Source organism: Oceanobacillus caeni, assembly GCF_019037185.1.
Taxonomy (GTDB): Bacteria; Bacillota; Bacilli; order Bacillales; family Amphibacillaceae; genus Oceanobacillus; species Oceanobacillus caeni.
In genome coordinates this window covers 86,971-101,964 of sequence record NZ_JAHHXM010000002.1, presented here as the reverse complement: position 1 = coordinate 101,964, position 14,994 = coordinate 86,971, and the positions used below count along the sequence as shown (strand labels likewise).

Genomic DNA, 14,994 nt, shown 5'->3' with positions numbered 1-14,994 from the left:
TTACTAATAGGGTTTTGGTAGTAACAAGGGGGAAGAGATTTTGACTACAATAGGATATTTAGGTCCAAAGGGAACATTTACAAAATTAGTAACCGATTTAGCATTTAATGGCGAAGAAAAAATTAGTTATAAGACAATTCCACAATGTATGGATGCTGTTGAAAAAAATGAAGTAGATATTGCTGTAGTACCTATCGAGAACGCAATCGAAGGTACAGTCCTGTTAACTTTAGATTATTTAGTTCACCAAGTAAATTTACCGGTAGAAGCAGAAGTGGTTCTTCCAATTCAACAGCATTTACTTGTTCATCCAAACTTTGAAGGTGACATTTCAGATCTTAAAGAGGTTCATTCACATAATCAAGCAATCGCCCAATGTCACCAATTTCTTCATGAAAATATGCCAAATGCAACAATCAACTTTGCTTCCTCTACTGGAGGAGCAGCGGAATTTGTTAGTAAATTAGATGATAAGCCTATTGCTGCGATTGCTAATAAACTAGCTGCCAGGGAATATGGTTTAAAGATTTTAAAAGAAAATATTCATGATTATAAAGAAAATCATACAAGATTTTTTGTCTTAACAAAAAATAAACAATTGTTGAACTTAAATCATGAAAAAAAAGGAGAGAAAACGACGCTAGTTATTACCTTGCCTGATGATTTGCCGGGGGCCTTACATCAAATACTTTCTGCTTTTGCTTGGCGTAAAATGAACTTATCTAAAATTGAGTCACGTCCAACTAAAACAGGATTAGGTAACTATTTCTTTGTAATTGATGTCGTGCAACCAGATAATGATGTTCTCATTCCAAATGTCATTCAGGAAGTGGAAGCCTTAGGATGCCAAGTGAATATATTGGGGACTTATCCTGTTTATCAAATGAATCCATAATGCTTACCGTTGACCAATAATATGGTTAACGGTTTTTCTTTTATAAAACTTAGGCAACACCAAGTTTCCCGTGTAGTGAATAAAGTATAAACTTTCTACCCGGCATAAGTGACAACTAGGACATTTGCTTCAAAACCTAGGAAACGCCCCAAGTTTTCTAATAGTATGGGTCAACATTTTATACTTTGATGCATATGTTGATATAGTAATTAGCCCAGCTATTAATGAAAGGAGTTTGGTCCGTTTTGAAAATACACATTGTTCAAAAGGGAGATACGTTGTGGGAACTATCCAAAAAATATGGGGTAGACTTTGAGGAATTAAAACAGGTAAACTCTCAATTAGCCAGTCCCGATATGATTATGCCAGGGATGAAAATTAAAATACCTAGTGCAACGAAGGCGGTGAAAAAGGAAACTAAAAAAGAGACCTTCGTAAAAGAAAAACCAAAAGAAAAACCAAAAGAAACGCAAAAGCCATTTAAGGAAATGTCCCCTAAACCAATGCCTGTAATCCATGAAGATGAAAAGGAGAAAAAAGAATATGTAAAACCTGTAATGCCGATACAACCTCAGTTGCCAATGCAGCCATTTACACAAATGCCAATTATTGATCAAGACTTTGAGTTTAATTTTAATCAAATTGCAAAACCTAAACAGGAAGTTAAACAAGAGGTTAAAAAAGAGAAAGTAAAAAAAGAGGCAAAAGAAGTTAAGGAGCATCATAAAGAGAAGCCAGTTCAACCGCAAATGCCAGTTCAACCACAAATGCCAATTCAACCACAATTACCAATACAGCAGCCTATGATGCAACAGCCGATATTCCAACCAATGCCACAGATGATGCCTTGCTGCTATTTTGTTCCATGTCCTCCACCTTGCTTTCATCATCCGATGATGATGCCAGAAGCATTTATGCCTGCAACTACTTTACCAGCTTACCAACAACCGGATGAGTGTGGATGTGGCGGGCAGGAAATGCCGACATTTGAGAATTATCCAACATATGATATGAATGCAAATTATCAGCCCATGTTATACGCAAATCAATCAATGGATATGATGAACCCACCTAATTTTCCAAATGTAGATCCAACTGCTTCATATCCAGTCCCACCAACATTTCCAAATTTCTCCACATTTCAAAGAGAAGAAGATGAGGATGAACAATAATAACCTTTTTAAGAGACGTTATGTGTAAAACGTCTCTTTATTTTTTAAACGGGCAATAAGTCACCCACTCCGAACTTCTAGGAAACAAAGAAGGAAGGTGGAGATCAACTTGCGATAAGTCTTCTTTATCCCCTTATATGGTATAATTATTAAATGTCTGTACATATTACTTTAAAGAATGCTAAAAATTTGTTGGAAGATTGTAGTTTTGATAAAATTATCCAAAGAGATAGATTTGTTTCTTACCTAAAGGGGGATAAACTTGGAAAAGTATGTAGAGAAAATCGTCGAATGGTTAAAACAAAAACTAATTGATACAGGTGCAAAAGGCTTCGTAGTAGGTGTTAGTGGTGGAATAGATTCTGCTGTAGTTGCAAATTTAATCAAATTAGCGGCTCCAGAACATTCCCTAGGCGTATTACTACCCATTTATACAAAATCAGAGCATATGACAGATGGGATTAAAGTAATTGAAACATGCGGAATTAACTCCATGACCATTGATTTAACGGAAACCCACAAAGTAATGTATTCGCATATTAAACATCAATTGGACGAAAAAAATGAATTTAATGAATCATCAGATCAGATTGCAGGTGCTAACTTAAGAGCAAGATTACGTATGAGCGCATTATATACTGTTGCAACGAATTACAATTATTTAGTTGTTGGTACTGATAATGCGGCAGAATGGTATACGGGTTATTTCACCAAATATGGTGACGGTGGGGTAGATATACATCCACTTGTTGACTTCACTAAATCAGAGGTCCGGGAAATGGCGAAGTATTTGAATGTACCAGAAGAAGTTATAACAAAAGCACCTAGTGCAGATCTTTGGGAAGATCAAACGGATGAAAATGAAATGGGAACAACTTATGACCGTATTGATGCTTATCTAAGAGGTGAGTCTGTACCAGAAGAAGATAAGCAGATAATAGAGAGGCTTCATAAACAGTCTGAACATAAGAGAGTAGGAATACCCCAATTTAAGAGAAGTTAAAATTGGTAACCTTTTACTGTGTAATATAACCTCCCTGATACAAACTATTCGTAAGGGAGGTTGTTTCATGTTTAAAAGAAAAGTATTCATCGTTTTTGGTGCAACCCTCATGCTACTTGGATGTAGTGATAATAATGCATTAGATAATTCGAATAATGATACGAACATCGACACTGCACCAGTACGATATGAATCTCGACAAGAGCAAAATGAAAGAAGAGGGTTAACCAATCAATTATCACCAGAACAAGATGGTTCTCCACTAAATGAACAAACTAATATGGAGGATAATTTTACGGACCCATACACAAATGAAGAAGCTGTTCATATATACAATGAATTGATGAAGCGGGAAGAAATAATGCAGGCTCAAGTAGCTTCCACAGAAGATCGCATCATTGTTTCTGTCATGTTTAAAAAGCAACATTTTAACCATGAATCTAAACCAAACGGAATGGATGTAGAAAATGCTGTAAGGGAGATTGTTCCAAATACCAAAAAGGATATTGTCGTTTATACAGATAATATTGAATGGGATAAACGGAAGAATGATAATGCAAGATTGAAGGATAGACAAAATAATGAATAAGCATCCAAGTATGGGTGGCCGACCTTGAGAACCTTTGCATTTGCAAAGGTTTTGCTTTTATATATGTGCAATTTTTGATATAGTATATAGGGAAATTTCAAGAGAGGAGAATGCCCCATGGCTGGTCATTCTAAATGGAAAAATATTCAAAGCAGAAAAAACGCACAAGATGCAAAAAAAGGTAAAATTTTTATGCGACATGCAAAAAATATATACACTGCCGCTAAGTTAGGTGGCGCCGACTTAACTACTAACAATGCTTTAAGAACTGCAATCGATAAAGCGAAAGCAGATAATATGCCAAATGATAATATTGAGCGAAATATTAAAAAAGCTACTGGAGATTTAGATGGAGCTAATTATGAAGAAATTACGTATGAAGGATATGGCCCAGGTGGAGTTGCGGTAATCGTTCATGCGCTTACAGATAATAAAAATCGTACTGCTTCCGAAGTAAGACATGCATTTAAGAAAAATGGTGGAAACTTGGGGGAAACTGGTAGTGTATCCTTTATGTTTGACAGAAAAGGGTATATAGTTATTTCTAATGAAGATGGTAAGATTGATGAAGATGAGTTAACACTTGACGCACTGGAAGCGGGAGCGGAAGATATTCAAATGGAAGATGGGGCTTATGAAATATTTACAGAACCCGAGAACTTTCAGGAAGTTGTAAATCAATTATCAGAATCAGGTTATCACATCGAGGATAGTGAAGTTACATTAATTCCTCAAACCTATAATAGTGTATCTGAAGAAGATGCTGAAAAAATGCAAACTCTTATAGAAACGTTAGAAGATAATGAGGATGTTCAAGATATCCATCACAATTTAGAAGAAACGGATTGAGCAATAAACTTCTATTTCTAGTTTAGAAATAGAAGTTTATTGTGTTAGACATTGTTCAAAAAGACAATTCTAAGGACCTTCGACTAATTTTCGTCACGTCCTTGAAAAAGAAAAGCACTTTTTCAGCGTGCGATGTACAAATACTGGAGTATTCCTTTTTGAACACGCACTATTATTTCATTCATGATAAAATATAGTTGGGGGGACGTCATTGATAGCTTATATAAAAGGTAAAATGGTGAAAATACAAGAAGATTCCGTCGTTATTGATGTTAATGGAATTGGTTATGAGATTATTTGTGCCAATCCATTTTCATTTCAATCATTTATGAATAAGGAAGCAATAGTTCATACATATCATTATGTTCGTGAAGATAGTCAAATACTATATGGCTTTAAAAATGAAGATGAGAAATATTTATTTATTAAGTTAATTTCTGTGTCAGGAATTGGACCTAAAGGCGCGTTAGGTATTTTAGGATCAGTAGATATTCCTGCGTTCGTAAGTGCCATTGAACAAGAAGATGATAAATTTTTAACGACATTTCCTGGTGTTGGTAAGAAAACAGCCAGACAAATCATTTTAGATTTAAAAGGGAAACTTAATTTATCCTTCTCTATTGGAATAGATCAAGAACAGGATTCAGAGGAAGCTAAGGTAGATTATCAAACTATTAATGAAGTACAAGAAGTACTCAAATCCCTAGGATACTCAGATAAAGAGATAAGATTAATTCTACCAGAACTTAAAAAGGAACCTAATCTTAATGTAGATGAAGCTGTACGGAAAGCATTATCATTGTTAATGAAGGGCTAAGCTAAGAACAGGGGGGAATCGACGTGGATGAACGGATGGTAGCAGGTGAAATGCAAGATGACGATTTATCCATAGAACAAAGTCTTCGTCCAATACGATTAAATCAATATATTGGTCAAGATAAAGTAAAAGAAAACCTACAAATCTTTATCAAAGCTGCAAAAATGCGTGAAGAACCGTTAGATCATGTGCTACTCTATGGACCTCCTGGATTGGGAAAAACAACATTAGCTGCTATTATTGCAAATGAAATGGGTGTTCATTTTCGTTCCACATCAGGCCCCGCTATAGAGAGAGCTGGAGATTTAGCGGCTATCTTGTCTTCGTTAGAGCCTGGCGATGTTTTATTTATAGATGAAATTCATCGTTTACCACGAACGGTTGAAGAGGTTTTATATCCTGCTATGGAAGATTTCTTCCTAGATATTGTAATAGGAACTGGACCTAGTGCCAGATCAGTTCGGATAGACTTACCACCTTTTACATTAGTTGGTGCAACAACGAGAGCGGGTCTACTTTCAGCCCCATTAAGGGATAGATTTGGGGTTCTTTCTAGATTGGAATTTTATGATGCCAATCATTTACAATCTATTGTGGAACGGACTGCAGAAATTTTTCAAACATCGATAACGAAAGAAGCCGCATTCGAAGTTGCTAAACGGTCTAGAGGAACCCCTAGAATTGCAAATCGGCTGCTCAAGCGGATTCGAGATATTTCCCAGGTGAAAGGGGAAGAAGAAATAAGTTTAGAAACGACTAATCAAGCTTTAAACATGTTACAAGTGGATGAAGTTGGCTTAGATCATACCGATCATAAATTACTAAAGGGTATCATAGAAGGATTTCGGGGTGGACCAGTGGGACTAGATACAATAGCGGCGACAATTGGGGAAGAGTCACAGACCATTGAAGATGTGTATGAACCATATTTATTGCAACTTGGATTTATCCAACGGACACCAAGAGGAAGAGTAGTTACAGATAAAGCTTATCAACATTTTGGTATGAAAGGGCATGAGGATAAGTGAATTTGGGAAAACTCTTTATTATACTCGGTATTATTTTCCTAGTTATCGGCATCATATGGACCTTTATTGGCAGATTACCCGGTGATATTCATTTTAAAGTCGGGAATGTTTCCTTTTATTTTCCGATTGTAACATCCATTGTTATAAGTATTATATTAACGATAATATTCTCAATAATAGGCCGCTTTCGATAAGAAATTGTGATAAATCAACAAGAGTAAGGAGTTTTAGCATGAACATAGAAGATTTTGATTATCATTTACCAGAAGAATTAATTGCACAAACACCTTTAAAAGATCGAACTTCATCGCGCCTATTAGTATTAGATAGACAAACGAAGAATGTGAAACATGAACATTTTTCAGATATTAAAAAATATCTGAAACCAGGAGATTGCCTCGTACTTAATAATACAAAAGTACTTCCGGCGAGATTATACGGTATAAAAGAAGAAACAGGGGCAAAAATCGAAGTCTTATTACTACACCAAAAAGAAGAAGACACATGGGAAGTTCTCACCAAACCAGCCAAAAAGGTGAAAAAAGGGACTGTCTTGGTTTTTGGAGATGGATTGCTTCAAGCGACCTGTGTGGGCTTTAAGGAACATGGTGGAAGAATATTAGAATTTAGTTACGATGGAATTTTTTATGAAGTTTTGGATCAACTCGGTGAAATGCCATTACCTCCATATATTAAAGAACAATTACCGGAAGAAGATAAGGATCGATATCAAACGGTATATGCAAAAGAGGAAGGATCGGCTGCAGCTCCAACAGCAGGATTACATTTCACTTCCGAATTATTAGATGAAATAAAAGAGATGGGAGTTACAATCGCTTTTATTACGTTGCATGTAGGATTAGGTACATTCAGACCAGTTAGTGTTGATAAAATAGAGGAACATGAGATGCATTCCGAATTTTATCAGATGACAAAGGAAACAGCAGATACGTTAAATAAAGTTAAAGAAAATGGTGGAAGAATTATTTCTGTTGGAACAACTTCTACAAGAACACTGGAAACGATACGAAGAGACCATGATAAATTTATTGAAACAAGTGGATGGACTGATATTTTCATATATCCTCCATACGAATTTAAAGCAATTGATGGATTAATTACGAATTTCCATTTACCTAAATCAACACTTATTATGCTTGTCAGTGCATTAGTTGATAAGGATACCATTCTAAGAGCATATAATGAAGCGGTAGAAGAACGTTATCGTTTCTTTAGTTTTGGGGATGCAATGTTAATCTTATAGTAAGTGTTAAAAAAAGAGGAAGTAAAGGACGTATGAAATTGACACCAATAACATATGAATTAATTAAAATAGATAAGCAAACTGGGGCAAGACTTGGGCGAGTTCATACACCCCATGGATCGTTTGATACACCTACGTTTATGCCAGTAGGAACGTTAGCGACTGTAAAAACAATGAGCCCAGAAGAATTGGAGAGTATGAATGCAAATATCATACTTTCCAATACGTATCATTTGTGGTTAAGACCTGGTGAAGATATTATTCGCGAAGCAGGTGGACTTCATAAATTTATGAACTGGGATGGTGCTATTTTAACGGATTCAGGTGGATTCCAAGTTTTTAGCTTAAGTGACATGAGGGAAATTAAAGAAGAAGGTGTACATTTCCGTAATCATTTGAATGGCGAAAAATTATTCCTTTCACCCGAAAAAGCAATGGAAATTCAGAACGCCTTAGGATCAGATATTATGATGGCTTTTGATGAATGTCCACCATATCCAGCCACCCATGAATATATGAAATCATCTGTAGAAAGAACTTCAAGATGGGCAGAAAGATGTTTAGAGGCACATGAACGAAAAGATGTACAAGGACTATTTGGTATTGTACAAGGTGGAGAATTTGAAGATTTAAGAAAACAAAGTGCAAATGATTTAATCTCTTTAGATTTCCCTGGTTATGCAATCGGTGGATTATCTGTTGGGGAACCAAAAGATGTGATGAATCGCGTTTTAGAGTTTACAACACCGTTATTACCGGCGAATAAACCACGTTATCTAATGGGAGTAGGGTCTCCAGATTCTTTAATTGATGGGGCGATACGTGGAGTAGATATGTTTGACTGTGTATTGCCAACAAGAATTGCTCGTAATGGGACATGTATGACTTCAACTGGTAGATTAGTGGTTCGGAATGCGAAGTATGCTAGAGATTTCCGACCAATTGATGAAAATTGTGATTGTCATGTATGTAAAAATTATTCCCGTGCTTATATTCGTCATTTAGTAAAATGTAATGAAACATTTGGTTTTAGACTTACGACTTATCATAACCTCTATTTTCTGTTAAAATTAATGGAGCAAGTACGATTTGCGATAAGTGAAGATCGACTTGGAGATTTTAGAGAAGAATTCTTTGAACAATATGGCTTTAATAAGCCAGATGCAAAGAACTTTTAAGTGTGTGTTCAAAAATGAGGATGAAAAGGACCGAGATCGGCTAAATGCGATAATGTCCTTGGGCTCCGATTACTTGCCCCTCCGTAGACATTTGTTGCAATGCTGCCCCTTTGTAGTGGTATGCCGACGTGTCATTTTCACTGGACTTTTTGAACAACCTCTTTAAAAATATATTAATGAAGGAGGGATATAATTATGGAAATGTTAGTTTCATTATTACCTATTATTTTAATGTTTGTTATTTTCTACTTCCTATTAATTCGGCCTCAACAAAAAAGGCAGAAGAAAGTTCAAGAGATGCAAAATAACATCCAAAAAGGTGATGACGTAGTAACTATTGGTGGTTTACATGCTAAAGTTCATGGTTTAGATGAAGAGACGGTTGTTTTAATCACCGAAAATGGTACAAAACTTACGTACGATCGTTCAGCGATTCGTGAAGTAAAACAAGGCTAAGTTTGAAATATACATAGTCAATAAAAAGAAGCTGTCATCGTTTATACGACAGCTTCTTTTTGTCCTTGTCTATGAAATTATAAAATTTGTATGGCTGTGGCTAACTCAGATACAGGAATAGCCACGTCCGGCTCCAGCGCCTTTGACCATTTATTCACTCGTATCCCCAATAATGTTAACCCCGATGACTCCACCGATTACAGCGGCGAAAATGAACCCGATGTGATGTAGGGATTGTTCCATGGAAAACCCTTGCTGATAACCTAAATACTGAACTAGAAACGTAAAAACAGTAAATCCAATCCCTGTAATAGCACCGACGATCCAACCTTTTGCTTTTCCTTTTAACCCCGTAATTAGGCCTCCTATAAATAGAGATAGAATACCAATCACTAGAGCAATCCAAGATAGTAAATTTTCATCTAAGGACGTTACTTTAAGTAAAAATGCAATGATAACGCTAGAAATAAGAATTAAACCTAATACTGTAATCCAGCCAAATAACAGTGCATGGAATAATTGTTTACGCATTCATTCTCCTCCTTAACCTTTGTCCTTGTCTAGGAAATTATAAATTTTGTATGGCTGTGACTAACTTAGATACAGAAATAGCCACGTCCGGCTCCAGCGCCCAGTGACTAGTAGACTTCCTTCACCTCCGTACGATAAGTCAACATCGGCTCGCTTACGCTCACCGTGTTTCCTTTATCTCCTACGGCTCAGTCCAGTCTATACGTCACTAAGCGGGCGCTTGCGCCTTTGTCCATCTCTATAGTAATCATATTCATGTTGATATAGAATTAGAAGAAAATTATATAAAAAAGAAAAAGCAGTACAATTTTTATGGATGTACTGCAAAACTTTTAAAACCATTTTTGGAGGAAGGGAATTTGCTTTAACTCTTCCTTAGTTAGAAAGCGTAAAATGAATAAAAATAGGATGTATACTAGAACAAGTATAATAAGAACAGTCATGAAGGTAATAATATTGGAATTGAGTGATTCATATATGTTTTTCATAAAATCACCAACAACCCACGTTAATACCATCAATAGAATCATTTTACTTAAATCTTTAAAAGGTATATAATAATTTATCGCTTTTTGTAAGGTAATAAGATGTAATAGTGTAATTAGTACAACGCCAACACACATTGCGATAGCAACACCCATTATTCCAAAATTAGGGTTGGAAGCTAATACAAGTAAAACCGCAAATTTTACAGTAGCTCCAATTAAACTATTCCACATGGCAGGTTTAGCAAGATCCAATGCTTGTAAGGCCGCTTGTAAAGGAGACTGGATATACAATAATATATAAAAGGGTGCCATAAGCATTATAAATGTACTGGCATTTGCTGTACCATACATATAAGATAATATTTGTACAGAGAATAATGTAAGAATGACAGTTGCAATGGCACCAGAAGCAAAAGAAATACGGATCGATTGATGGATACGGTAATGGATTAATTTTTGATTATTTCTCGCTTCCGCTTCTGATATGTTTGGTACGAGAGCGATTGCTAATGAATGAGTAATAAAAGTTGGCAAAAATAATAATGGCAAAACATACCCTGTTAGCTCACCATATTGTTTGGTTGCTAAAGTTGTTGCTACACCTGCAATGGCAAGACTTTGGGCAACTAAAATGGGTTCAAGAAAATTAGAAATAGAACCAATCATTTTACTACCTGTACTTGGAAGTGCGATTGAAAACAATTCTTTTAACGTATCTTTACTTGATTTCAAGTATGAAAAGAAGTTTGTCCGAATTTTAACTACCTTTCTGCGTTTAAAGCTTCCAATCATGTATAACATGGAGATAAATTCTCCTAAGATTACACTAATCATAGCTCCAGCTGCTGCGTACTCTACGCCAAAAGGAAGTAGAAGGTTAATAAATAAAGCAACACATGTAATTCGTACAATCTGTTCAATTACTTGGGCAAAGCTCTGTGGTTTCATATTTTGTTTTCCTTGAAAATACCCTCTAAGTACAGCAGAAATAGCAGTAATTGGTACAATTGGACTGATTGCAATTAGAGGTAACATGGTACGCTCGTCCGTTAATAAAGTTTTTGCTATAAAAGGTGCACCGATAATCATAACAATTGTAAATAATATACTTGTAACACCTGTTATCACTAAAGATACGACTAAAATACGTTTTATTTTTTTATGGTCACCAATCGCATCTGCTTCTGCGACACGTTTCGAAATGGCAACAGGTAGACCTAATTGTGTTAATGTCATAACTAAAAATAAAGTGGGTAAAGCCATCATATATAAACCGATACCTTCTTCACCCATTAATCTAGCCATTACAATTCGATTGATAAATCCTAAAAATCGTGTAATCATTCCAGCTAGTATTAAAATAAGGGCACCTTGTAAAAATGTTTGTTTGGTCATTTTTTGTCGACCCGCCTTCTCAAAAAATAAAAATTCATATACAATAATGTATATGCTAGAGCAGTGGGCAAGCATGACACTAAAAATCTCCGTATAACAGGAGGGGAAGAATTGGAAGCAATACATGCTGTAAATGAATGGAAAGAGCAAGTGAAGCCAATATTAGAAAGTAAAGCTTATGAATTTCAAGCGATGGGCTATTCACAAGTAACGGCTGAAGATGTATGGAATTGTTTAGTGACAAAGGTTTGGAAGGGAAATCCTAACAAACGCATTCATGAATTGATACAAGATATTCTTCATTTAGGATCGAATGTTTATTTAAGCTATTTGACGGTTAAATCATATGAAAATGATGATTTAATGGCTTCCATCGCTGCTTTAACAGGGGCAACTAAAGAAAAATAGTAAGTAATTGAAAGGATTGTTCAAAAAGACCGGTGAAAATGACACTTTAGTTGGCAATAGTGACGGCGTTGCAACAAATCTTTACGGTGGGACGAGCAATCGTAGTCCCAGGTCGTTCCAACATTTAGCCGACCTCGGTACTTTTCATCCTCCTTTTTGAACACGACTTTAAACTATAGGAGGCAATAAATCCATGAAAAAGAGAGGCAGAATCGTTGCCTTTTTTCTAATCGTCTTACTTTTTGCGATAACGATTGGAACAACGATCACAGGAGTAACAAAAGATGTTAATTTGGGGCTTGATCTCCAAGGTGGTTTTGAAATTCTCTATGAAGTGGAACCAGTAGATTCATCCCAAGAAGTAACAAGAAGTTTGTTAGAAGGTACTGTACAGACACTCAATGATCGAGTGAATAGATTGGGGATAAGTGAATCTGTCATTGACATAGAAGGGGAAAATAGAATTCGGGTACAGCTTGCTGGTGTTGAAAATCAGAAACAAGCAAGGGAACTCATAGGAACATCTGCCCAATTATCTTTTCGTGATGTAAATGATAATGAATTATTAAGTGGAACGGATATTAAAGAAGGCAGTGCTTCCCAAGATTTTGATCCTAATACTAATGCTCCCATCGTTTCTTTGAAATTAAAAGATGCTAAAAAATTTGGCGATGTAACAACTCAAATAAAGAACATGAATGACCCAGAAACACCATATCCTGATAATTTATTAGTTATTTGGATGGATTACGAAAAAGGGGATTCATTTAGTAATGAATTCGGTAAAGAAGATCCTAAGTACATTTCTGCACCTAGTGTAAAAGAAACACTAAATACTACGGATGTCATGATTAGTGGAGACTTTACAGTAGAATCTGCTAAACAATTGGCAGACGTAATTAACTCCGGATCTTTACCAGTACATATGACTGAAGTTTATTCTAACTCAGTTGGAGCCCAATTCGGTGAGCAAGCCTTAAACGAAACAGTATATAGTGGAATTATTGCAGTAGCGATTATTATATTGTTTTTAATTGCAGTATATCGATTTGCAGGTATTATAGCATCGATTAATCTTCTTATTTACACATATATTGTAATAGTTGTGTTCGAATTAATGAATGGCGTATTAACACTCTCTGGTATTGCGGCCCTCATTTTAGGTATTGGGATGGCAGTTGATGCGAATGTTATTACGTTCGAAAGAATAAAAGAAGAATTGCGTCTAGGAAAATCTGTTAAAGCATCATTTAAAGCAGGAACCAAAAACTCTTTTATTACTATTTTTGATGCGAACTTAACAACCTTAATTGCGGCTGTAGTCTTATTTATATTTGGAAGTAGTTCTGTAAAAGGCTTTGCAACAATGTTGATGATTAGTATTTTTGTTAGTTTTCTAACTGCTGTTTTTGGTACAAGACTTCTATTAGGATTTTGGGTTGATAGTGGATTCTTAACTAAACGTAAGACTTGGTTAGCGGTTAAAGAAAGTGAAATTAAGGATATAACAAGTTCTTCACAAGAGGAACCAAAATTATTTAATCGGAATATTAATGTTGTTAAACACAGAAAGAAATTCTTTATCTTTTCTGCGATTACCGTCATTATAGGGATTGTTTCGTTTATCGTCTTCCAAATTAATCCTGGTATTGATTTTACAAGTGGTACTCGAATAGAAGTAGTTTCAGAAACTAACTTAAATGTAGAAGATGTCGAAAAAGGATTTGAAGAGCTCGGCTTAAATCCAATATCAACTGTAATATCCGGGGATAATGGAAAAACTGCAGTATCAAGGTTTGATAATGTGCTGTCGGAAAACGAAGTAAACGAAGTACAAAAATACTTTATCAATCAATATGGTAAAGAACCAACCATTAGTGTAGTTTCTCCTATTGTTGGACAAGAGTTAGTGAAAAATGCCATTTTTGCAGTTGCCTTAGCATCTATCTTTATTATTCTTTATGTTTCCATTCGTTTTGAACTGTTCTTTGCGATAACGGCTCTAATTGCTTTGTTACATGACGTATTTATTATGCTAATGGTCTTTAGCCTAACACAGATAGAATTTGATATAACAATTGTGTCTGCTATTCTTACAATTGTAGGTTATTCGATTAATAATACGATTGTTATCTTTGATCGAATTAGAGAAAATATTCGAGCAAGAAAACAAGTTAAATCTTTTAAAGAATTAGCTACTATTGTAAATAGAAGCTTTATACAATCTTTTACTAGAAGTATAAATACATTTTTAACAACTTTTATAGCTGTTTTAGCCTTTCTATTCCTTGGAGCTCAATCTATTACTACTTTTGCTATTGCCTTAGCAGTAGGACTATTAGCAGGAACCTATTCATCGCTGTTCCTAGCAGCTCAGTTATGGCTAGTGTGGCGCGGTAAATCAATTAAGACTCGCCCACTCGATTTTAGAAAGAAAAAACGTGTGGATGGTCCACAAGTATAAATACATTTTATTAAAAACCCATGTTGCTACCTGCAATGTGGGTTTGATTTTTTAAAAAAGGGTAAATTAAGGTTACAGTCTATATAATCCATAAGGAGGAATAAAATGAAGGGACAATCCTATGTTCTATTAGCACTTATTTTTACAATTATTGTTGCAGTATTCGCCATCATGAATGTTGAACCAGTAGAAGTTAATTACTTATTCTGGTCAGGTTTCTCCCCATTAATATTGGTCATCTTATTTTCGGTACTAATGGGCGGACTAATAACAGCAACAGTTGGTGCACTCAAAATGTTTAAAATCCAAAAAGAACTAAAACGATTAAAGAAAGAGAATGTTCGCATGGAAACGATCCTAAAAGAAAATGGTCTAGTAAAGAAGGATATTGAATTGGATGAAACAGAAATAGACCGGTGAAAAAATTCTAATTTGCTACCCCTACCACACTCTAGTA

Annotated in this window: 16 protein-coding genes; 14 read left to right on the top strand and 2 right to left on the bottom strand. The window is 35.3% G+C overall.

The window, feature by feature from the left end; all coding sequences use genetic code 11:
• The first annotated feature begins 40 nt into the window (after positions 1-40).
• The 11 genes from pheA (at position 41) to yajC (ending at position 9,251) form a co-directional block, all read left to right on the top strand.
• A complete protein-coding gene (gene pheA / locus KM885_RS01925) occupies positions 41-895 on the top strand; it encodes a prephenate dehydratase (RefSeq protein WP_047183726.1) in 855 nt (284 codons plus the stop codon).
• A gap of 245 nt (positions 896-1,140) precedes the next feature.
• On the top strand, positions 1,141-2,067 hold the full coding sequence (safA, locus tag KM885_RS01920) for a SafA/ExsA family spore coat assembly protein (RefSeq protein ID WP_204797691.1): 927 nt from the start codon (positions 1,141-1,143) through the stop codon (positions 2,065-2,067).
• Between the two features lie 262 nt (positions 2,068-2,329).
• Positions 2,330-3,070, top strand: coding sequence for an NAD(+) synthase (gene nadE, locus KM885_RS01915; protein ID WP_047183727.1), 741 nt, complete (start codon positions 2,330-2,332; stop codon positions 3,068-3,070).
• 67 nt (positions 3,071-3,137) lie between these two features.
• Entirely contained in the window at positions 3,138-3,659 is a 522-nt protein-coding gene (locus tag KM885_RS01910) for a YhcN/YlaJ family sporulation lipoprotein (protein WP_204797690.1), read from the top strand.
• Between the two features lie 117 nt (positions 3,660-3,776).
• Positions 3,777-4,508, top strand: a complete 732-nt coding sequence (locus KM885_RS01905) for a YebC/PmpR family DNA-binding transcriptional regulator (protein WP_047183729.1) — start codon at positions 3,777-3,779, stop codon at positions 4,506-4,508.
• 211 nt (positions 4,509-4,719) lie between these two features.
• A complete protein-coding gene (gene ruvA, locus KM885_RS01900) occupies positions 4,720-5,325 on the top strand; it encodes a Holliday junction branch migration protein RuvA (RefSeq protein WP_047183730.1) in 606 nt (201 codons plus the stop codon).
• Positions 5,326-5,348: 23 nt separating this feature from the next.
• Positions 5,349-6,353, top strand: a complete 1,005-nt coding sequence (gene ruvB, locus KM885_RS01895; RefSeq protein WP_047183731.1) for a Holliday junction branch migration DNA helicase RuvB — start codon at positions 5,349-5,351, stop codon at positions 6,351-6,353.
• Between the two features lie 2 nt (positions 6,354-6,355).
• Positions 6,356-6,547, top strand: a complete 192-nt coding sequence (locus KM885_RS01890) for a DUF2905 domain-containing protein (protein ID WP_167542279.1) — start codon at positions 6,356-6,358, stop codon at positions 6,545-6,547.
• Between the two features lie 38 nt (positions 6,548-6,585).
• The gene (queA, locus tag KM885_RS01885; protein WP_216883479.1) at positions 6,586-7,617 is read left to right on the top strand and encodes a tRNA preQ1(34) S-adenosylmethionine ribosyltransferase-isomerase QueA; all 1,032 of its coding nucleotides are present in this window, start codon (positions 6,586-6,588) and stop codon (positions 7,615-7,617) included.
• A gap of 32 nt (positions 7,618-7,649) precedes the next feature.
• Positions 7,650-8,795 (top strand): tRNA guanosine(34) transglycosylase Tgt, encoded by a 1,146-nt coding sequence (gene tgt, locus KM885_RS01880; protein WP_060667940.1) that lies wholly within the window; start codon positions 7,650-7,652, stop codon positions 8,793-8,795.
• 195 nt (positions 8,796-8,990) lie between these two features.
• Positions 8,991-9,251, top strand: a complete 261-nt coding sequence (yajC, locus tag KM885_RS01875; RefSeq protein ID WP_047183734.1) for a preprotein translocase subunit YajC — start codon at positions 8,991-8,993, stop codon at positions 9,249-9,251.
• 150 nt (positions 9,252-9,401) lie between these two features.
• On the opposite strand, the gene KM885_RS01870 is transcribed toward yajC, so the two are convergent.
• Together KM885_RS01870 and spoVB are read right to left on the bottom strand one after the other, a co-directional pair.
• A complete protein-coding gene (locus KM885_RS01870; RefSeq protein ID WP_047183735.1) occupies positions 9,402-9,782 on the bottom strand; it encodes a TIGR04086 family membrane protein in 381 nt (126 codons plus the stop codon).
• Positions 9,783-10,114: 332 nt separating this feature from the next.
• On the bottom strand, positions 10,115-11,665 hold the full coding sequence (gene spoVB, locus KM885_RS01865) for a stage V sporulation protein B (RefSeq protein ID WP_204797688.1): 1,551 nt from the start codon (positions 11,663-11,665) through the stop codon (positions 10,115-10,117).
• Between the two features lie 111 nt (positions 11,666-11,776).
• Between spoVB and KM885_RS01860 the strand changes: the two genes are divergently transcribed.
• From KM885_RS01860 to KM885_RS01850, 3 genes are all read left to right on the top strand, one after another.
• Positions 11,777-12,073 (top strand): post-transcriptional regulator, encoded by a 297-nt coding sequence (locus KM885_RS01860; protein WP_047183737.1) that lies wholly within the window; start codon positions 11,777-11,779, stop codon positions 12,071-12,073.
• Between the two features lie 193 nt (positions 12,074-12,266).
• Positions 12,267-14,537 carry a protein translocase subunit SecDF gene (gene secDF / locus KM885_RS01855; RefSeq protein WP_216883478.1) on the top strand — a complete coding sequence of 757 codons (2,271 nt, stop codon included), beginning with the start codon at positions 12,267-12,269 and terminating at the stop codon, positions 14,535-14,537.
• Between the two features lie 105 nt (positions 14,538-14,642).
• A complete protein-coding gene (locus KM885_RS01850) occupies positions 14,643-14,957 on the top strand; it encodes a LapA family protein (RefSeq protein WP_047183739.1) in 315 nt (104 codons plus the stop codon).
• Positions 14,958-14,994 lie beyond the last annotated feature (37 nt).